Source organism: Ideonella sp. (genome assembly GCF_035254525.1).
In the GTDB taxonomy this organism is placed as follows: domain Bacteria; phylum Pseudomonadota; class Gammaproteobacteria; order Burkholderiales; family Burkholderiaceae_C; genus Ideonella.
In genome coordinates, this window is sequence record NZ_DATFAN010000017.1 from 17006 (window position 1) to 36710 (window position 19705).

Below are 19705 nucleotides of genomic sequence, written 5' to 3' on the forward strand. Positions count from 1 at the left end.
CCACCGGCCCACAGGTTTCGGCCAGACGCCGCCCGGCGTGTCGATGACCATGCGCGCCGAACGGGGGCCGTCGCCCCCGGTGCAGGAGTGCACCCATGACCCTCGTGCGAGGCCTGCCGGGCCTGCTTGTCCTGACCAGCCTGCTGGCCGGTTGCGCCGACCTGCCGCCGGTGCGCGCTGTGCGGATCGCGACGGCCAGCGTGAGCGAGGTGATGTGCAACGCGGCCTTCGTGCAGCACCTGGACCCGCAACGGGCCTACGAAGACGAGTTACGCCCGGCCGGCGGCATGGGCCTGATCGCCTGGGGCCTGCACAGCGAGGTGGATGCCGCGCGGCACGAGGTGCGCACGACCTTCGCCGGCCGGGCGCTGGGACGCGCGGCGTGGCGCGAAGGCGGTGGCTGCACGGTGATGCACGGCGAAGGCGACCTGCCGACGGCCCACCCGCCGGGTGCCCGCCCGGCGGCCGATGGGCCCGACCCCTTCCCCGGCCTGGCGCAGCCGGCCCCGATAGCCGCCGCCGACCCGCGCCTGGCCGCCGCGGTGGATGCCGCCTTTGCCGAGGACGAAGGCGCCACGCCGCGCCGCACGCAGGCGGTGCTGCTGGTGCAGCACGGCCGCATCCTGGCCGAGCGCTACGCGGCCGACGTGGCACCCGACACGCCGCTGTCCGGCCACTCGATCAGCAAGTCGGTCGTGCATGCGATGGTCGGCATCCTGGCGCGCCAGGGCCGGCTCGATCCCGACGCGCCGCTGGGCCTGCCCGCGTGGTCGGCGCCGGGTGACCCGCGCGCCGAGATCACGCCCAACCTGCTGCTCGCCAACGCCAGCGGCCTGCCCTGGGACGAAGCCGCGCGCGGTTGGGACGACGCGACCCGCATGTGGCACATCGAGCCCGACCCCGCGGCCTACGCGATGGGCGTGCCGGCCCAGACGCCTCCCGGCGCCTGCTTCGCCTACAGCAACGCAGGCTGGACGGTGCTCTCGCGCGTGATCCGCGACCTGAACGGCGGTACCGCCGACGGCTTCAACACCTTCGCCGAGCGCGAGCTGCTGGGCCCGCTGGGCATGCGGCACACGGTGCTGACGCTGGACGCGACCGACACCCCGATGGGGGCCAACCTGTTCCATGCGAGCGCGCGCGACTGGGCGCGCATCGGCCTGCTGTACCTGAACGACGGGGTGGTGAACGGTCGGCGTCTGTTGCCCGAGGGTTGGGTGCGCGACGCGCGCCGGCCGACGCTGGACGCCGGCTACGGCCGCGGCTTCTGGCTCAACCACCGGCACGACCGACATCCGCTGCCCGGCCGCTGGGGCCTGCCCGGCGCGCCAGCCGAGGCCTACTTCGCGCGCGGCTACCTCGGCCAGTTCATCGTCATCGTGCCCAGCCTGGACCTGGTCGTCGTGCGGCTGGGCATCAGCTACCGGCCGGGCGGCGACGTGGACACGGTGGGCCGGCTCGTCGGCGAGGTGGCAGCCGCCTTGCGGCCTTCGTGAAAGCGGTCGAGCTCGGTGCGCAGCGCGGCCAGCGTCAGCGCGCGCTCGTCGCGGTAGAAGAGGTTGTGGCTCTCGAACGGGATCATGCGGCCGTCCGGTTGGGCGAAGTGGATGCAGCTCTTCTTCAGCGCGCGGATGTCCAGCCCCCGCGCGTCCATGAACTGCACGATCAGCACGCGGAACACGCGCCGGTAGTCCAGCTCGGCCGGCGCGGCGATCTTCGGCAGGCAGCACATCAGCTCGGACAGGCACGACGCCTGGGATTCGGGCGAGTGGTTGGTCGAGAAGAGCTTGAACACCTGATCCTTCAGGCTCGCGTCGCGCTCGAAGACGATGGTGTTGCCGGCCGCTTCGACGAGCGTGCGTGGGTCGAGGTAGCGCGTCAGCGGCTGTAGCGCGCCGTCCGCGCCGCGCAGCGCATAGGCCATCGCCAGGGTGTCGGGGTTGCAGGGTACCGGCACCACGTCTTCCGCGCTGAACAGGCCCGATTGTTCGACGATGCGGCGCCTGATCTCGCTCACCGTCAGGCGGTGCCGGCCTGCGTCGTAGGCCTCGTTGCGACCGGCGTCCTGCACCGGCTGCAGCGTCACGCCGCGCACGCAGGGCTGCGCCGCGGCGAAGCGGATGACCTCGCCGATCTCTTCGTCGTTGACGCCGCGCTTGACCGTCATCACCAGCGTGGTCGAGAGGTTCAGCGCGTTGAGCTTGTCGAGCGCCTCCTGCCGCACGCGGCGCAGGTCGGCGCCGCGCAGGTCCATCAGCGGCGCGCGCTGCAGCGAATCGAACTGCAGGTAGATCTCGAAGGCCGGCGCGTACGTTGCGAGGCGCTCGGCGAAGCCCGGCTCCTGGGCGATGCGGATGCCGTTGGTGTTGAGCATCAGGTGGCGGATCGGCCGCGCCTTGGCCGCATCGAGGATCTCGAACAGCTGCGGGTGCAGCGTGGGCTCGCCGCCGCTGATCTGCACCACGTCGGCCTGGCCCTCGCTCGCGACGACGGCGTCGAGCATCGCCAGCACCTCGTCGAACGAGCGGTGCGTCAGCCGCTCCGGGCCCGAGGCGGCGTAGCAGGTCGGGCAGCGCAGGTTGCAGTGGTCGGTGATCTCGACGATGGACAGGCAGCTGTGCTGCATGTGGTCGGGGCACAGGCCGCAGTCGTAGGGGCAGCCGTGGCGCATCTCGGTGCCGAAGCGTTGCGGCATCTCGGGGTGCTTGACGAAGACCTCGCGGCCGAGCCGGTAGTAGGCGACGTCGTCACTCATCAGCACGCGCTCGGTGCCGTGCACGGGGCACCACTTGTCCATCCACACCTTGTCGTCCTTGAAGACGATCTTGGCCTCGACCTGGCGCAGGCAGGTGGTGCACACGCTTTGCGTCGTGTCGTAGAAGAGGTAGGGGCGGGTCTTGCGGTCGCTCATGCCGATGCGGGCCTTCGAGAGGGGAGACAACGCGCCGCACGCCACACCAGCGGCGCATACAACGCCAACGCGACCAGGCACACCCATTGGATGCCGGACAGGCCGAGCGGGTAGGGCATGCGCACCGGCTTCAGGCCATCGCTCACGAGCCGCCACGCGAGGTAGGCGGCGAGGAAGAGCTTGAACTGCAGCCCGGGCACGACCGCCAGCCGGGCGCGCGAGCGCCACAGCCACGCCGCGAGCCCGAGCAGGAAGGCGATCTCGTACAGCGGTGATGGATGGCGCGCGACGCCGTCGCCGAGGTCCACGCCCCAGGGCAGGCTCGTCGGCAGGCCGTAGGTATCGTCGTGCAGGCCGGCAAGAAAGCAGCCGATGCGCCCGATCGTGATGCCCGTGACCAGCGGCAGCACCAGCGCATCGCCCGTGCTGCGCGTCTGCCCGGTGGCCCGTTTCGCCAGTTCGACGCCGACCAGGCCGCCGAGCAGCCCGCCGACGATGCTCTGCCCCGGCAGCAGCCACTCGCCGCCGAGCAGGCGCGCCCAGACATCCGGCCGCTCGACGAGGAACACCGCCTTGTTGCCGATCGCCGCGCCGAGCAGCAGGCCGACCAGCACCGCGAAGTTGCCGCGGTCCAGCGGGCCGCCGCGGCCCTGGCCACACAAGGCCCGGCGGTACAGCCAGGCGCCCACCGCGATGCCGCCGTACTCGAACGCGCCGTGCACCGTGGCGGCGCCGGCCGCGTCGAGCACGATCACGCCTTGCGCCGCAGCACGCGCAGCAGCTGGCGGCCGCACAGCCAGCACAGCCAGCCGCCGATCAGCAGCGAGGGCACGGCGATGACCCAGGCGCCGCCGACGTACTCGCCGCCGCCGATGCTCATGAACGTGAAGACCGCGCCGCACAGCGTGGCCAGGCCGAAGCCGCCGACCGCCAGCAGCAACAGCAGCACGATCAGGAACCGCGCAAACCCCGATGCGCCGGACGTTGGTCCTTCGGCGTTCATGCGGCCACCTCCTTGCCTTGCAGCAGCACCCGCTCGCCGTGGGCCACGAGCAGGCCGTGTACCGCTTCGCGCAGGCCCTCGGGCGTCACGCGCTCGGGCGCGACGGCCGGCGCGGCGACCACGCTGACGCGGCTGAACAGCCCGCGGCGAAAGGGCTTGACCATCGCCCGGCCCCCTTCGGCGCGCGAGAAGAACGAGCCCCACAGGTTGACCAGCGCGACCGGGATGACCGGCACCGGCCGGCGCTCGAGGATCTTCATCACGCCGCCCTTGAAGGGCTGCAGTTGCCCGTCGCTCGTGATGCCGCCCTCGGGGAAGATGCCGATCAGCTCGCCGTCGGCCAGCACCGCGTCGGCGGCGTCGAATGCGGCTTCGTACGCGGCCGGGTCTTCACCACGCGGCGCGATCGGGATCGCCTTGCCGAGCCTGAACAGCCAGCCCAGCACCGGCACCTTGAAAATGCGGTGGTCCATCACGAAGCGGATCGGCCGCGGGCTGGCCGCCATCAGCAGCACCGCGTCGACGAAGCTGACGTGGTTGCAGACGATGACCGCCGCCCCGGTGGCCGGGATGTGCTCGTCGTCGACCAGGCGCAGCCGGTAGACGAAGCGCGACAGCATCCACGCCAGGAAGCGCAGCAGGTACTCAGGCACCAGCAGGAAGATGTAGGCGCCGACGACCAGGTTGGCCAGCGCGATCAGCCCGAACACCTGGGGAATGGTGACGCCCGCCGACAGCAGCGCGCCGACGATCACCGCGCTGGCGATCATGAACAGCGCGTTGAGGATGTTGTTCGCCGCGATGATGCGCGCCCGGTGGCTGGGCGGCGAGCGAAGCTGGATCAGCGCATACATTGGCACGCTGTACAGGCCCGCGGCCAGCGACAGCGCGAACAGGTCGGCCAGCACGCGCCAGTGCGCGGGCTCGGCCAGGAAGGCGCCCACGCCGTGCACGCCGTCACCCCCCAGGCCGCGCGAGGCGAAGTACAGGTCGGCGGCGAAGACGGTCATGCCGATCGCGCCCAACGGCACCAGGCCGATCTCGACATGCCGGCGGCTCAAGGTTTCGCACAGCAGCGAGCCGGTCGCGATGCCGAGCGAGAACACCACCAGCAGCAGCGAGGCGACCTGCTCGTTGCCGTGCAGCACGTCCTTCGCGAACGACGGGAACTGAGACAGGAACACCGCGCCGAAGAACCACATCCACGAGATGCCCAACAGCGAGCGGAAGACGGCCACGCTCTGCCTGGCCAGCATCAGGTTGCGCCAGGTCTCGCTGACCGGGTTCCAGTTGACCTTCAGCCCCGGCGCGGTCGACGGCGTGGGCGGAATCGCCTGCGCCGCCAGCCGGCCCAGCAGCGCGAGGCCCAGGCAGGTCAGCGCGACCGCCTTCGCGCCCGGCAGCCAGGCGTCGGCCGGCAGCGCGATCAGCACCCCGCCGGCGAGGTTGCCGAGCAGGATCGCGACGAAGGTGCCCATCTCGATCATGCCGTTGCCGCCGGTCAGCTCGTGCTCGTCCAGGTGCTGCGGCAGGTAGGCGTACTTGACCGGGCCGAACAGCGTGCTGTGCAGGCCGAGCAGGAAGATGCAGCCCAGCAGCAGCGCGATCTGGCCGCTGAACAGGCCGATCGTGCCCAGCACCATGATCGTGATCTCGAGGTCCTTCACCAGCCGGGTCAGCCGCGCCTTGTCGAACTTGTCGGCCAACTGCCCCGAGGTGGCCGAGAACAGCAGGAAGGGCGCGATGAACACTGCGCCGATCACCAGGCCGGCGAGCTTCGGTGGCAGCCAGTGCACGCTGAGCTGGTAGGTGACCAGCATCGTGAAGGCGAACTTGAAGATGTTGTCGTTCGCGGCGCCGAGGAACTGCGTCCAGAAGAACGGCGCGAAGCGGCGCTGGCCGAGCAGCGAGAACTGGCTGCCGTGGGCGGATGACATGGTGGCTCCCTCTGTGGTGTCCGGGTGGATGATGCCGCAGCGGCTGCGCCGCGGCGAGTCGGGTTAGTCAGGCTGCGACGGGCCGCCCCAAGCGGCCTGATCCCCCCGGGGGACCGACGCGAAGCGGCGTAGGGGCTGACATTTCAGCGCACGGCCTGCGGCGGGCCGGCGCGACCGGTGCGCTGCAACCAGTCGAAGACCGAGTCGACGGTCACGGTGGCGATGCGCCCGGCGAAGCGGTCGCCGGGTGGGTGGTCGTCGAACTCGACGTTGGCGCGCGTCAGCCGCGCACCGAGCCGGGTGAAGGTGTCGATGTGCAGCACGCCGGGCCGATAGCCTTGCTCGCGCAGCCAGGCCTGGGCCCGTGCGCGGCTCGTGTTCGCCGGCTCGGCGGCCATCGCCAGCGTCTCCAGCGCCCACTGGTTCGACTGCTGGTAGCGCGTGCCGCCGGCGTAGGCCACCATGCTGTAGCGCGGGGTGTGCAAGCGCGCGACGGCCGCGTTGTCGCGCAGCAGCGGCAGCAGCCGGGCTTGCAGCGCCGCATCCGGCACGACGAAGGCGGCTTCGTAGCGGAACGGCCGGTCGTTGAAAAACTGGCCCAGGCCCTGGCGGAACACCTCGGCGCGGTCGGTGCCGCAGGCGTTGAGCTTGTGCGCCACGCGCCAGGCGCCGTCGCTCTGCTTGTAGGCCAGGCCCAGGTGCGACCAGCGCAGGTTGTACTTCGACAGGTCCTGCCCGGCGCGCGCGAGCAGCGCGACCTGTGCGCCGCTCGCGTCCAGCCGGGCGGCGGTGTGGGCGGCGAGCTCCATGCCGGCGGCCAGTTCGCGGGCGGTGAGCCGGCCTTCCTCGCAGGTCTGGCCGGCATGGGCCGGGGTGGCGGCGAGCGCAGCAGCGAGCGCGACGGCCGTGAGGATCGCGCGGCTCATTGAAGCCCCCTGCGTCGCTGCGCGCCTGTCCCCCCGAGGGGGTGTGAGCGCCTTCGGAGCGGCCGGGCGGCGCTCATCGCGTGATCCGTTCGTCGTGGAGCAGGGCGCGGCCGAGCTCGTTCGGGATGAAGGCGATCGCCTCGCCGGCGGCCGACAGCACGCAGCCCGCGGCCACCGTTGTCGCGACGATCGCCGTGCCCACGGCGACCACCGAGGTGCCGGCCACCTCGCTGCCGAAGCGCACCGAGATGCGCAGGCCGTCCGACGCGCGCTCGAGCACCCACGCCGTGCCCTCGGCCAGCGCCTCGACCGCGACGACGGTGAACGCTGCGCCGCTGACCAGCACCGCGGCCGGCGCGGCCACCGAGATCGCCACCGGCACCGACAGCGACAACCCCGAGGCCGCGCTCAGGCCCACCGACGGATCCTGGTGCGCGCGGGCCGGCAGGGTGGTGGCCAGTCCCAGCGCCAGCGTGGCGGCGAGAACCAACAAACGGGTCTTCATCAGAAGCTCCTTGAACTATCGTGGATCGGGGCTCAGGCCGTGCGCTCGGTGTCGCTGCGCAGCGCCGTGTCGGCGCGGTCGGCCTCGAAGGCGTCGCGCAGCGTCTTGGCCAGCGTGAAGGCGCTCGAGATCAGGAACAGCCAGCTCACCAGCAGGTAGGCCTTGTAGGTCGGGTTGATCTGCATGCGCCACAGGCCCCAGCCGGTCAGGGCCATCGCCATCGCGAAGCCGCCCCAGACGACCAGGTTCCACATCGGCGTGTCGCCACGCGGGCCGCGCAGCTGCTGGTCGCGCACGTACTTGGCCAGCGCGAAGGCCGAGCTGAGGCAGAACACGTAGCCCATCACCATGAACGCCCGATCCAGCTCCTCGCCCGGCAGCCAAGCCAGGCCGGTGGCGCAGACGGCGACCGCGACGCCGAACGAGACCCACACCTGGGCGCGCCAGGCCTTGGTGTCGCGGCGAACCATCAGGCGGGGTGACGGGGTACTCATGGGGAGCCTCTCAGGGCTGTTGAACACGGGGCGGATGCTGCGCGTACCGCTTGCAGGAGTTGCGTTTCAAGCGACGGTGTAGCGCGCGGCGACCGGAAAGGTATCGCCAGACGGTACCTGCTGCCTGGCCTTGCTACAGTCAGAACGCCAACCGCGCCGCGCATCGGCGCCACTTCGCGAACGCTTCAACAGGGAGGGACCCATGCAACGTCGTCAGATGATCCGGGCCATTGGCTGGATAGCCGGGCTGGGCCTGGTCTGGGCCGGTGCTGCGCAGGCCGCCGAAACCGCCTCTGTGGCCGACACGGCCCTCGGGGGTGGTCGCGACGGCGGAAACTTCTTCCTTCTGCAGGCAGTCAATGGCCAGAAGGTCGAGGACAACGCGCTGCAGGCCAGCGTGCGCGCCAGCCGCAACCGTGGACCCGATCTCTTGATCCAGCAGGTGGAGCGCGCGGTGCCGGCGGGCAAGGTGCGCCTGTCGATAACGGCGCGGCACGCCTTTGCCGCACCGGTTCAGACCCTGTTCCGCAGCGAGTCGCCTCCCGTGGAACAGGAGGTGGAGGTGGAGCTGCAGGCCGGCCGGCGCTACCGCGTCAACGGCGCGCTGGATGCCTACCGGCACGAGCTCTGGCTGGAAGACGTGGAGACCGGGAAACCGGTCGACGCGAGCCTCGTGAGCCAGGTCCAGGATCCGGAAGTCGCCAAGGCAATGGCGGGTGCGCTCTACACCTGCTGCAACCTCCACTACGAGGGCGACTGGATCAGCGATGCGAACTGGACGGACCTGCCCTTCGTTCCGGCCGGTGCCCGGATCGTGCTGAAGGACTACGGCCGCCAGCGTGCCCAGGTGCTGATCGATGGCTGGCCCATGCGCATCGGGCTGGACTACGGGCGCAAGCAAGAGTCGCGCGAACAGTTCGTCGGCAAACTGATCGTCAAGGACGACCCGCGCCAGCGGCTGGCCACTTATGCGCCGGACGTACGGGACGCGATCCGTGCCGGCAAGGTCAAGTTGGGCATGACGCGTGAGCAGGTCATCATGTCGCTCGGCTACCCGCGCAGCGACCTGACTGCCTCGCTCACTGCCGAGCAATGGCTCTACAACACGGTCGACGAACAGGAATTCGCCGTCATCTTCGGCCCGGCGGAAACCGTCGTTCGGGTCGACGCTGGCCCGCGCGTGAAGAGCCTGGTGATCGCCGGCACGGATTAGCGCGGCGATGTCCACCACCCAGGCCCTGGTCGAGCAGATCAAGAGCGAGTTGAAGCTCGCCGGCATCACCTATGCGCAGCTCGCGCCGCGCATCGGCATGGCCGAGTCGAGTGTCAAGCGCATGCTGGCCAAGGGCGACATGCCGCTGGCGCGGGTCGACGAGATCTGCCGCGTGCTCAAGCTCGATTTTGCCGACCTCGCGCGCAAGGTGGCCGACGCGCAGCCGCTGCGCACCGAGCTGACGCTGGAGCAGGAGCGCGCGGTCGTGGCCGACCGCAAGCTGCTGCTGCTGGCGATCTGCTGCCTGAGCCAATGGACCTGCGAGCAGGTCGTGGGGACCTACCGCGTGACCGAGGCCGAGGTCGTCAGGCACCTCGCGCAGCTCGACCGGCTGGGCATCATCGAGCTGCGGCCGATGAACCGCTACCGGCTGCGCGTGGCCAAGGGCTTTCGCTGGCGGCCGCACGGGCCGGTGATGCAGTACTTCCGCGAGGAGGTGGTGACCGACTACTACGCCGGCGGCTTCGACGGCGAGGGCGAGATGCTGACGCTGGTGCACGGCCAGATCGGCCGCAGCCTGGCAGCGCTGTTCAACGAACGGCTGCAGCGCGTGGCGCAGGACTTCGCGCAGCAGCACCTGGCCGACCAGAAGCTGCCGCCCGAGCAGAAGCGGCCGTACACGCTGGTGATCGCGATGCGCTCGTGGCTGTTCGCGGCGTTCCGTGATCTCAAGCGCGAGGGAAACCACGCATGAACCCGATCCTGCGCGACCTGCCCGAGCAGCTCGAAACCGAGCGGTTGCTGATCCGCTGCCCGCGTGCCGGCGACGGCGCGATGGTGCATGCGGCCGTCGTCGAGACGCTGGCCGAGCTGCGCGCCTGGCCGGCCTCGCTGCCGTGGGCGATGGCCGAGCCCACGGTCGACGCCTCGGAGCTGTTCTGCCGCGAGGGCCGGGCCGCCTACCTGCAGCGCCTGCACCTGCCGATGCTGTTGCTGCTGAAGGACGGCGGCGATTACGTCGGCGGCAGCGGGCTGCACCACATCGACTGGGCGACGCCCAAGTTCGAGCTGGGCTACTGGTGCCGCAGGCGTTTCCAGGGCCAGGGCCTGATCGGCGAGGCGGCGCGCGCCATCACGGCCTTCGCGATCGAGCGCCTGGGGGCACGCCGCGTCACCTGCCTGCCCGACGCCGCGAACCAGCCCAGCCGCCGTGTCGCCGAGCGCGCCGGCTTCCTGCTCGAGGCCGTCATGCGCCACGAGCGAACCACCCCCGACGGCACGCTGCGCGACACCTGCCTGTACGCCCGCATCGCCTGACGCAGGCGCTGGGCCGCGGCGGCGAGACTCAGGCGGCGATGCCGACCGTCAGCGTCGCGACATAGCCGGCCGAGTTGCTGCCGGTCACCGTGGCGAGCTGCGTGGCGGCGCTGTCGTCGCTGAACACGTTGTCGCTGGACAGAGAGATCTGGGCGAAGTTGGTGACACTGGCGTCGTAGCCGGTCGCCACGCCGTAGACCTGGTTGCAGGCCGCCGCCGGGATCGCCAGCTGCGAGGTCTTCACGTCGTTGTTGCCGCTGGTGGCCGTGTCGATGCTGCTGTAGATCTCGAAGTGCATGTGCGGCCAGCGGCCGCTGTAGCAGGCGGGGAAGATGGTGGTGAAGGTCACTTCGCCGTTGGCATCGGTGACCTGCACGCCGCGCAGGTAGTTCTCGTCGGTGACGCCGCTGGAGTAGAGCGAGTAGCCGCCATCGCGGTTGCAGTGCCAGAGGTAGATCGCGTAGCCCTCGAGGCTGGCGCAGCTCGAGCCGGTGTTGACCAGCTTGAGCGTCACCGTCATCGGGACGCCGGCAGCCTCGTTGTCGCCGTAGTCGCCGAAGCTCGAGCGGATGTCGCTGCGCACGATGCCGCTCATCGTCAGCACGTTGACCACGCCGCTCGAGTTGCTGTTGGTGCCGTCGCCGGGGTAGGGCCCTTGCGTCTCGCTCGGGATCACGGAGCAGCTGTCGCTGCCCGAACTGCCCGAACTGCCACTGCTGCCGGAACTGTCGGAGCTGTCGGAACTGCTGCTGCCGCTGTCGTCGCTGCCGCCGCCCCCGCAGGCGACCAGCGCCAGCGGGCCGGTCATCACCGCGCCGGCGGCCAGCCAGCGCAGCATGCCGCGGCGGGCCAGCGCGCGCTGGGCCAGGGTTTGCAGGTCGGCGGCGAGGCCGTGCGGGTGCTTGTCGTGTTGGTCGTCGTGGTGCATTCGGAGTCTCCGGGTCAAGCGGGGGTGGCCTGCGGTGGTTCGGTGGCGGGCTGGTCGCAGGCGGCAGATCGCAGGCGCCCGTGTGGTCGCCAAACGCGCTTCGAACCATGGCCGCCATCGTGGCGGCGGCGTGTATCGGCGGTTTAGGCGTTGTATGTCGAGCTCGACATGAACGCCGGTCGCTCGTTCAGCGGACGGCGAGGCGCTTGCGGCCCCCGCAGGTCTTCAGGCCGCGCGCAGATCGAGCCGCGCGCGCAGCCCGCCCCCGGGGCGATTGGCCAGCGTCAGCGTCGCCCCGTCGCGCTCGGCCAGGTCGCGCGCGATGGCCAGGCCCAGGCCGTGACCGGCCTGGCGGGCGCCCGGCGTGCCGAGCTGTCGCCAGGGCTGGAAGGCCTGTTCGATCTGCTCGGGCGGGATGCCGGGGCCGTCGTCGTCGATCCACAGCTCGACCCGCGGCCCGGCCGGGCGCAGGCCGACGCGGGCGCACCGGCCGTAGCGCAGCGCATTGCCCAGCAGGTTGCCGATCACCCGGCGCAGCGCGGCGGGGTGGGCCCGCACGCGCGCCGGTGGCAGCGCATCGGCCGTCACGTCCTGCCCCTGGTCCGCAAGGTCGTCGACCATCGCCTGCAGCAGCGCGGCGAGGTCTATCGGCTCGGCCGGCACGCCGTCGCGCTGCTCGCGCAGCACCGCGAGCGAGCTGTCGATCAGCGCGTTCATCTCGTGGATGTCGGCCACCGCCTCGGGCGCGTCGAGCGACTCCAGCCGCATGCGCAGCCGGGTCAGCGGGGTGCGCAGGTCGTGCGAGATCGCGGCCATGTGCAGGCTGCGGGCATCGAACTGCTCGGCCAGGCGCTCGGCCATGTGGTTGAACACGCCGGCGGCCTCGCGCATCTCGGCCGAGCCGTGCCCCTCGTCGAGCCGGGGTGGGCGCTGCCCCTGTGGCAGCCCGTGCGCCAGCGTGCCGGCGGCGCGCGACAGGCGCTTCATCGGCGCGGCGAGCCAGCGGGCACCGAGCGCGGCGCCGAGCGCGATCACGACGAGGCGGATCGCATAGTCCACCCACAGCACCGAGGCCGGCAGCGCCGGTGGGCCGGCGGCCACTACCATGGGGGCGCCCGGACCCTGCGGCGCCTTCGGGGGGGTATTCGGCGGCGCGCCCGGCGGGCCGTCCGGTGGTGTGCCCGGCGGCGGCCCGCCCGGCGCCGCGTTGTTCGCACCCAGCAGCGAGCCGGGCGGCAGCGAGGGCAGCGTGGGCATCTGCGCCAGGCGGTCGCCCGGGGGGGCGCCGCCGGGTGTCATCAGCGGCACCGCGAGCAGGAAAGCCGCCAGGTGGCTCAGCACCAGTGTGACCCACATCAGCAGGAACAGCCGCAGCGCCAGCGTGTCGTGGCGGCGCCACCAGCCCAGCGGGGCGGCCTCGGGCTTCACCGCGTGAGCTCCGCGTCGAACAGGTAACCCTCGCCGCGCACGGTGCGGATCAGCGGCTCGCCGGGGCGGCCGGCGTCGAGCTTGCCGCGCAGGCGCGACACCGCGAGGTCGATGCTGCGGTCGTTGACGATGGTGCCGGGCGCGCGTGACAGCTCCAGCAGCCGATCGCGGCTGAGCACCTGGCGCGGGTGCTCGACGAAGGCGGTCAGCAGCCGGTACTCGGCGGCCGACAGCGGCACGACGGTGCCGTCCGGTGCGACGAGCTGGCGGCGCAAGCGATCGAAGGCCCATTGCGCGAAGCGCACCGTGGTGGTGGCCGCGGCCGCCGCACCGCGCCGCAACACGGCCTTGATGCGCGCGACCAGCTCGCGCGGCTCGAAGGGCTTGGGCAGGTAGTCGTCGGCCCCGAGCTCCAGCCCCAGCACGCGCGACAAAGGGTCGCCCTGCGCGGTCAGCATGATCAGCGGCAGGCCGGCATAGGCCTGCTTGACCCATTGGCACAGCGACAGCCCGCTCTCGTCGGGCAGCATCAGGTCGAGCAGCAGCACGTCGACGCCGCCGCGCGGCAGCCGTTGCCGCAGGCCGGCGCCGTCGGGCACGGTCTCGACGGCGATCTCGAACGGGCGCAGGTAGTCCAGCAGCAGCTGCCGGATGGCCGGGTCGTCGTCGACCAGCAGGCAGTGGATCATGGGCGGCAGGGCAAGGGTGGCAACTCAGCGCGGCGACTGTAGCGCGCCGAGCCGGTCCGGCGCGCCGGGCACCCGCTCCAGCCGCGGGTAGCGCAGCCCGCCGCGCCAATCGATCGCGACGCTGCGGTACAGCTCGCCGTCCTTGACCAGCAGGCGGATCGGCGCGCTGCCGTCGCGGTTGGCGCGCACCGCGGCTTCGAGTCGCTCGGGCTTGTAGGCGTGGTCGTTGACGGCGACCACGACCATGCCCTTGGTCAGCCCCGCATCGAAGACCGGGCTGGACCAGAAGACCTGCGTGATCGTGCCGTCGCCGATCAGCCGCAGGCCGAGCGAGTACGCCAGGTTCTGCGGCCGCTCAGTGCCCGACTCGCCCTCCCAGCCGCGCTCGTTGGCCTGGAAACGGCTCTCCTCGTCGGCCCAGGCCAGGCGCCAGCCGCTGGCCGCGAGGCCCGGTGTCGGCGCGCCGACGCGGTCCAGCCGCTCGCGGAAGAAGCGCCGCCAGTCATTCGGCTGCAGCGCGTTCAGCGCGGCGTAGAGCTCATCCTCGGTGTAGGGGCGCGGGGCGACCGAGCCATCGGCGCGGGTGCGGGTGGGCCCGCCGAAGAACGCGCGGGCGAAATCGTCGAGCGAACGGCGGCCGCCGCTGAGCGCGCGCAGCGTCAGGTCGGCATCGAGCCAGACCAGCTCGGCCTCGTCGTAGTAGTCGGCATTGCGCTGCCACTCGTCCCACTCGCGCGTCGGGCCGGGGCCGATCGCGGGGTCGATCACCGTGTCCTGCAGCGGCCGCCAGCGCCGGCCGCTGCGCGCGTCGACCTCGGCCACCACGTTGGCCAGGCGGTCGCGCGCCTGCTCGGGCGTGGTCAGGCCCGCGCGCACGGCGAGCACGTGGCCCCAGTACTCGGTCAGGCCCTCGTAGGCCCACAGCAGGCTGTTGCCCATGGGCTGGTGGTAATCGGGCGTGGTGAGGTCGGCTGGGCGGCGGTACTTGCCGTTCCACGAGTGGGCGTATTCGTGGGCCAGCAGCTCGCGGCCGCGGATCGCCAGGTCCCAGTCCTTGAAGTAGTCGGGCCGCAGGCCGTTCTCGCTCGACTCGTGGTGCTCGAGCCCGAGGCCGCCGAACTCGTCCGACAGCGCCAGCATCAGGTCGTAGTGGCGGAAGTGCCGCGGCCCGCCGAAGAGCTTGTCGGCCTGCACGACGAGGGCGCGGTGGGCGTCGAGCTGCTTCGTGCCGGCCTCCAGCGCGCCGGGCTCGTCGGCCAGCAGCGTCAGCGTGACCGGCTTGGCCGCGTGCGGGGCGTCCAGCGGCACCGTCTTGACGTGGCGGCCGGCGAACAGCGGCGAATCGACCAGCGTCTCGACGGACACCGGCGCGAACTCGACCCAGCCGTCGGTGCCGGGTTGCGTGGGCATGCCGCCTTCGGCGCGCAAGGCGCTGGCCTGGCGCCACTGCGGCGGCAGCTTCAGCCGCGGCGCGACGCGGATCGCATCGACCGCCGGCCCGGCCGGGTACAGCAGCACCGTTTCCCACTCGATGCCGAGCATCTGGCGCGTGATGCTGATGCGCTCGCCACTGCCGCGCACCGGCGCAAGGTACTGGAAGTCGATCGACAGCTGGGCCGCCTCGGCGGGCACGTCGACGAGGAAGCTGAACGGGTCGGCCGCGTCGCGCTGCCAGGCCAGGCGGGTGTCGCCGGCGCGGATGGTCAGCCCCGCCAGGCGCGTCACGTCGCCGTACGGCCCATGGCCGCCGGGCAGGTAGCGCGCATAGCGCAGCGCCAGGCGCTGGGCGCCCGGGGCCGCCAGGGGCAGCGTCTGCTGCACGCGCACGATGCGGCGGTCGAGGTCGGTCGCGTCGACCGCCAGGCCGATCACACCGGGCCAGGCGTCGGGCGGCGCGGGCGCGGCGATGCCGGCGACAGAGGCGACGAGCCCGAAGACGGTGGCCAGTACGGCCCGGCGGGTGCTGGATGGCATCGGCGGTTTCTCGAGGCAGCCTGGATCGGCCCGCACCATACACGACCCATCCGCATCCCCCCGCCGGGGGGATGGGCGGCGCGCGGGCGGCACGGCATACTCGGCATCGGTGGCGACCAGACCAACAAGCCGCGCCGCCGCGTCCAGGGAGGGGAATGTCCGATGAAAGCTCGGTGGATGCCGATGCTGCTGCTGGTGGCGCTGAGCACCGCGGCACAGGCGCAGGTTCGATGTGGTTCGATGGTGGTCCCGGGACGCCTCGTCGAGAGGAACTGCGATGCCGCCATGGCCACCCGGGTGGCCGGTGACGCCGCGGGCGAGGTCAACCGCTACCTCAGCCCGACGTGCGCGACGCTGAACGACGGCATCCGCACCGCGTCGCGCCAGGGCAACTACAACACCGTCTACGAGCTGCGCAAGGAGTTCGCTCGCAAGTGCGCGGACGAGGTCAACGACGCGCTGAGCCGCAGCTACCGGGAGCGCGAGCAGGCGCGTGAGCAGCGCGAGAGCCAGAAGCGGCAGGCCGAGGAGGCGCAGGCGCGCACGCGCGCCCAGGCCCAGCAGTGCGAGGGCATGCGCGACGTGATCCAGAGCCGCCGCAAGCGCGAGGCGGCGCTGAACCCCACCGAGGTGGCGGCGCTGCGGCAGTTCGAAGCCGGCTACAACGAGCGCTGCTTGCGCTGACCAGCTGCGGCGCTAGGGTTTCTGGTAGACCCGCACGTGGTCGATTTCGAGCGTGGCGGGCAGGGCGCTGTCGTCCACCGGGCCGCCCAGGTCGCCGCCGATGGCCAGGTTCAGCAGCAAGAACTGCGGCTTGTCGAAGGGCCAGGGGCGCGGGCCGGCATCGAGCCTGGCGTAGTGGAAGTGCTGGAAGCCGTCGACGGCAAAGGCGACGCCCTCGGGCGTCCAGTGCATCTGGTAGTCGTGGAAAGCAGTGCAGGCATCGGGCAGCCGCTGCGCGCCGCCGACCCCGTGGCCGCCCGAGCCGGCGGCGGTGTGCACGGTGCTGAAGACGCGGTCCGGCTGGCTGCCCAGGTGTTCGAGGATGTCGAGTTCGCCGTCGTCGGGCCAGCGGCCGCCGCTGCCCAGCATCCAGATCGCCGGCCAGGTGCCGAGGCCGCAGGGCATCTTCGCGCGCACCTCGAAAAAGCCGTAGGTCCACTCGGCCAGGCCGCGCGTGAGCAGCCGCGCCGAGGTGTAGCGCTGGCCGCCCCAGTCGGGCGCGGTCGACGGCGTCTCGCGCCGTGCGGTGATGCGCAGCCGCCCGCCGCTGACCACGGCATTGCGATCGGCCGGGCTGCCGTAGTACTGCAGCTCGTGGTTGTGCCAGCCCGTCTTGTTGTGCGCGGTGTCGTGGCTCCACCGGGCCGCATCGGGCGGGCCGTCGGTGTCGAACTCGTCGGCCCACACCAGGCGGTAGCCGGCCGGCGGGCCGGGGGGCTGGGCGCCGGCAGCGGGCGCCGCGAGCGTGCTGGCGAGCAGCAGGGTCACTGCCCAGACGGTTGAACGGTCAGTCATGCTCGGGCAAAGAGGACAAGGGCGGCGCGCGCAGGTCGGGGATTCGAGTCTCGTATTGTGGCGGCCGCCCCTCGACCCGCCCTAACGCTGCGGTGACGCGGCTGCCTCGGCCGAGACGCTGCCGTACAGCCCGCCCTCCTCGTCACCGACGCCGGCGGCGAAGTACAGCTTGTTCGCGTCCTGGCCCAACAGGCCGTTGCCGAAGGCCATGCCCCACAGCCCGTCGATGTGCAGCTTGTCGCCGGCGGCGTCCTTCAGGTAGCCGCGGAAGTGGCCGGTGTTCGGGTTGTAGGCGGCGATCGTGCCGTTGCCGAAATTGCCCACCAGCAGCGCGCCGCTGTACTTGCCGAATTCCGCCGGCGCCATCGCGAAGCCCCAGGGGGCGTTCAGGCCGCGGTGCTTGACCAGGCGCTGCAGGAAGTGGCCGTCGAAGTCGAACACGTCGATGAAGCCCTGGCCGCGGCCGGCATGCTCGTCTTCACCGGCCTTGTCGCGCTTGGCGTAGGCGATGTAGAGCTTGTCGCCGAAGGTCTGGATGTTGAACGGCGCGTAGTCGACGTGCAGCAGCGGGTTGAGGAAGCCACCGTCGGTGGCCACCGGCGCGAACGTGGCGTCGAAGGCGTCGACGCGGCCGTTGACGAAGTCGGCGGCGAACAGCATGTTGCCGTTCGGCGTGGCCGCGATCGCCATGCCGCGGTAGCTGGCGCCCGGCGTGGTGGCCGCGATGATCGCGTTGTGCAGGTCCACCCCCGGCGACCAGCCGGAGATGGTGCCGTCTTCGGTGCAGAAGATGAAGCGGCTCGGGCCGCTGGCGCTGCCGTTGCTGACGACGAAGTCTGTCGAGCCGCTGTAGACGATGCCGGTCGGCGAGCCGATCGTGCCGCCGGCCGCCGGTGGCACGGTGACGACCAGCGACTGCGGCACGCCGGCACCGTCGTACAGCGTCGAGGTGCCGGTGTGGTTGTTGGCGACCCAGACGAAGCCGGCCGGATTGAAGGCGATGCCCCAGGGGTTCTTCAGGTTGGGATCGGTGTGGTCGGCGGGCACGCTGCCGTCGGAGACGAGGGCGTGCACGGTGTAGGCGGTTTCCGCCGCGCCGGCGGGCAGGCTGATGCCCGCGCCGACGGCGACGGTGAGCAGCGCGGCCGCGGGGCCGCGAAGAAACGAACGGCGTTGCATTCGATGCTCCTTGGGTTGAATGGCCAGGCCACACGGGCGACGCCGTGCGGGGCAGCACCGGCGCAGCGCGCGTCGGGTCACCGTCGGTGGGTGCGGTGCGGGGCTCGGCAGGTTGTGCGAGGGGCGCACGACCCCTCGACCGACAGGGTCAGCCGCGGGGCCAGGCGCCGCCGGCCGCCGCGAGCGCGGCGTCGTGCTCGCCCAGTTGCGGCGCGGGCCGGGCCAGCGCGCCCGGCGTGCCGTCCAGCCGCGGCACGACGCCGGGCACGAGCAGTGCGAGGCCGTCGGGCGTGGCGGCCGCCTGCAGCATGCCGCGCGCCGCGTAGTGCGGGTCGGCAGCGATGTCCTGCACGGTGTAGATGCGCCCGACCGGCACGCTCGCAGCTTGCAGCGTGGCGACCACCTCGGCCACCGGGCGCTGCACGGTCCAGGCGGTGATCGCGGCGTCCAGTTCGTCGGCGCGCGCCGCGCGCTGGGCGTTGCTCGCCAGCGCCGGGTCCTGGCCCAGGTCGTCGCGGCCGATCGCGGCCATCAGCCGCTTGTAGATCGAATCGCCGTTGCCGCCGATGACGACCTGGCCGTCGGCGCAGCGGTAGGCGTTGCTCGGGGCGATGCCTGGCAGCGCCGAGCCGGCCGGCTGGCGCACCGCGCCGAACGCGCTGTACTCGGGCAGCAGGCTTTCCATGCAGTTGAAGACCGCTTCGTACAGCGCCACGTCGACGACCTGGCCGCGGCCTTTCGGCGCCCCGGGGCCGATGGAGGCGGCGCGTGCCTGCAGCGCCAGCAGCACGCCGATCACACCGTGCAGCCCGGCCAGCGTGTCGCCCAGCGAGACGCCGGCGCGCACCGGCATGCGGCCCGGCTCGCCCATCAGGTGGCGCAGGCCCCCCATCGCCTCGGCGACGACGGCGAAGCCGGGCAGGTCGCGGTAGGGCCCGGTCTGGCCGTAGCCCGAGATGCGCAGCATCACCAGGCCCGGGTTGTCGCGCTCCAGCGCGTCGTAGCCCAGGCCCCATTTCTCCAGCGTGCCGGGCTTGAAGTTCTCGATCAGCACGTCGGCCTCGCGCGCCAGCGCGCGCACCGCGGCGCGGCCTTCGTCGGTGCGCAAGTCGAGCACGATGCTGCGCTTGTTGCGGCTTTGCGCCTGCCACCAGACGCTGGTGCCGTCGTGCAGCATGCGCCACTGGCGCAGCGGGTCGCCACTGCCGGGCGGCTCGACCTTCAGCACATCGGCGCCGAAGTCGCCCAGCATGCGGCCGGCGAAGGGCCCGGCGATCAACTGCCCGAGCTCGAGCACTTTCAGGCCGGCCAGGGGCGGGCGGTTGGGCAGGGCGGGGGCAGCATCGGTGTCAGGCATGCGTAATTGTGTGCCGCGCCCCAGCCAGGAAGTTCTCGCGGATCCGGCTCTGCCGGAGCACCCCACCAACAAAGGCGCTCCGCAGGAGCCGCCGCCCCTCAAGTGGCGTGCGCGGATCCGGCTCTGCCGGTCCGCTGCGCGAGCCCCCACGGGGGGCAGCCCCCGGAAGGGGGCGTGGGGGCCTCATTTCACCGCCACCCCCGCGCCAGCGCCCGCTGCTCGCCGGCGGCATCCAGCGCCGGGCCCTCGATGCGGCGGTCGATCTCGGCCAGCAAGGCCGGCGGCAGCGCGCTGGCCGCCTTGCGGCTGCCTTCGCCCGCGGCCGG

At 71.9% G+C, this 19705-nt stretch carries 19 protein-coding genes; 5 read left to right on the plus strand and 14 right to left on the minus strand.

Annotation, left to right across the window (positions count from 1 at the left end):
• Positions 1–95 precede the first annotated feature (95 nt).
• Entirely contained in the window at positions 96–1496 is a 1401-nt protein-coding gene (locus VJ693_RS01660; protein WP_324151724.1) for a serine hydrolase, read from the plus strand.
• Here the strand turns inward: VJ693_RS01660 and VJ693_RS01665 are convergent.
• The 7 genes from VJ693_RS01665 to VJ693_RS01695 all read right to left on the minus strand — a co-directional run bounded on the left by VJ693_RS01665 (position 1421) and on the right by VJ693_RS01695 (position 7776).
• Complete coding sequence (locus VJ693_RS01665) at positions 1421–2911, minus strand: radical SAM protein (RefSeq protein ID WP_324151725.1); 1491 nt, start codon at positions 2909–2911, stop codon at positions 1421–1423. The two genes, VJ693_RS01660 and VJ693_RS01665, sit on opposite strands and share 76 nt — an antisense overlap.
• Positions 2908–3666 (minus strand): prolipoprotein diacylglyceryl transferase, encoded by a 759-nt coding sequence (locus VJ693_RS01670; RefSeq protein ID WP_324151726.1) that lies wholly within the window; start codon positions 3664–3666, stop codon positions 2908–2910. Before VJ693_RS01670 ends, VJ693_RS01665 begins: the two co-directional genes overlap by 4 nt.
• Positions 3663–3914 carry a hypothetical protein gene (locus VJ693_RS01675; RefSeq protein WP_324151727.1) on the minus strand — a complete coding sequence of 84 codons (252 nt, stop codon included), beginning with the start codon at positions 3912–3914 and terminating at the stop codon, positions 3663–3665. Before VJ693_RS01675 ends, VJ693_RS01670 begins: the two co-directional genes overlap by 4 nt.
• Positions 3911–5851, minus strand: coding sequence for an MFS transporter (locus tag VJ693_RS01680; RefSeq protein WP_324151728.1), 1941 nt, complete (start codon positions 5849–5851; stop codon positions 3911–3913). The genes VJ693_RS01675 and VJ693_RS01680 overlap by 4 nt, the downstream gene beginning before the upstream one ends.
• A 143-nt stretch (positions 5852–5994) precedes the next feature.
• Entirely contained in the window at positions 5995–6777 is a 783-nt protein-coding gene (locus VJ693_RS01685) for a DUF2145 domain-containing protein (RefSeq protein ID WP_324151729.1), read from the minus strand.
• A 73-nt stretch (positions 6778–6850) separates the two neighbouring features.
• Complete coding sequence (locus VJ693_RS01690; protein WP_324151730.1) at positions 6851–7282, minus strand: hypothetical protein; 432 nt, start codon at positions 7280–7282, stop codon at positions 6851–6853.
• A gap of 32 nt (positions 7283–7314) precedes the next feature.
• Positions 7315–7776 (minus strand): YiaA/YiaB family inner membrane protein, encoded by a 462-nt coding sequence (locus tag VJ693_RS01695; protein WP_324151731.1) that lies wholly within the window; start codon positions 7774–7776, stop codon positions 7315–7317.
• 202 nt (positions 7777–7978) lie between these two features.
• Here VJ693_RS01695 and VJ693_RS01700 point away from each other — a divergent pair, with 202 nt between their 5' ends.
• The 3 genes from VJ693_RS01700 to VJ693_RS01710 are packed head-to-tail and all read left to right on the plus strand — an operon-like array spanning position 7979 to position 10306.
• Entirely contained in the window at positions 7979–8989 is a 1011-nt protein-coding gene (locus VJ693_RS01700; RefSeq protein ID WP_324151732.1) for a hypothetical protein, read from the plus strand.
• 7 nt (positions 8990–8996) lie between these two features.
• Positions 8997–9743, plus strand: a complete 747-nt coding sequence (locus VJ693_RS01705; protein WP_324151733.1) for a helix-turn-helix transcriptional regulator — start codon at positions 8997–8999, stop codon at positions 9741–9743.
• Positions 9740–10306, plus strand: coding sequence for a GNAT family protein (locus VJ693_RS01710; protein ID WP_324151734.1), 567 nt, complete (start codon positions 9740–9742; stop codon positions 10304–10306). Before VJ693_RS01705 ends, VJ693_RS01710 begins: the two co-directional genes overlap by 4 nt.
• Positions 10307–10334: 28 nt before the next feature.
• On the opposite strand, the gene VJ693_RS01715 is transcribed toward VJ693_RS01710, so the two are convergent.
• From VJ693_RS01715 to VJ693_RS01730, 4 genes are all read right to left on the minus strand, one after another.
• On the minus strand, positions 10335–11234 hold the full coding sequence (locus VJ693_RS01715; protein ID WP_324151735.1) for an intradiol ring-cleavage dioxygenase: 900 nt from the start codon (positions 11232–11234) through the stop codon (positions 10335–10337).
• A gap of 225 nt (positions 11235–11459) precedes the next feature.
• The gene (locus tag VJ693_RS01720) at positions 11460–12662 is read right to left on the minus strand and encodes an ATP-binding protein (protein ID WP_324151736.1); all 1203 of its coding nucleotides are present in this window, start codon (positions 12660–12662) and stop codon (positions 11460–11462) included.
• The gene (locus VJ693_RS01725; protein ID WP_324151737.1) at positions 12659–13351 is read right to left on the minus strand and encodes a response regulator; all 693 of its coding nucleotides are present in this window, start codon (positions 13349–13351) and stop codon (positions 12659–12661) included. The genes VJ693_RS01720 and VJ693_RS01725 overlap by 4 nt, the downstream gene beginning before the upstream one ends.
• A gap of 24 nt (positions 13352–13375) precedes the next feature.
• Positions 13376–15325, minus strand: coding sequence for a peptidase M61 (locus VJ693_RS01730; protein ID WP_324151738.1), 1950 nt, complete (start codon positions 15323–15325; stop codon positions 13376–13378).
• 162 nt (positions 15326–15487) lie between these two features.
• Here VJ693_RS01730 and VJ693_RS01735 point away from each other — a divergent pair, with 162 nt between their 5' ends.
• A complete protein-coding gene (locus tag VJ693_RS01735; RefSeq protein ID WP_324151739.1) occupies positions 15488–16009 on the plus strand; it encodes a hypothetical protein in 522 nt (173 codons plus the stop codon).
• Between the two features lie 12 nt (positions 16010–16021).
• Here VJ693_RS01735 and VJ693_RS01740 read toward each other — a convergent pair whose 3' ends face one another.
• The 3 genes from VJ693_RS01740 to VJ693_RS01750 all read right to left on the minus strand — a co-directional run bounded on the left by VJ693_RS01740 (position 16022) and on the right by VJ693_RS01750 (position 19379).
• Positions 16022–16843, minus strand: coding sequence for a glycoside hydrolase family 16 protein (locus tag VJ693_RS01740; RefSeq protein WP_324151740.1), 822 nt, complete (start codon positions 16841–16843; stop codon positions 16022–16024).
• A gap of 81 nt (positions 16844–16924) precedes the next feature.
• Entirely contained in the window at positions 16925–18022 is a 1098-nt protein-coding gene (locus VJ693_RS01745; RefSeq protein WP_324151741.1) for a TIGR03118 family protein, read from the minus strand.
• A gap of 148 nt (positions 18023–18170) precedes the next feature.
• Positions 18171–19379, minus strand: a complete 1209-nt coding sequence (locus VJ693_RS01750; RefSeq protein ID WP_324151742.1) for a CoA transferase — start codon at positions 19377–19379, stop codon at positions 18171–18173.
• Positions 19380–19705 lie beyond the last annotated feature (326 nt).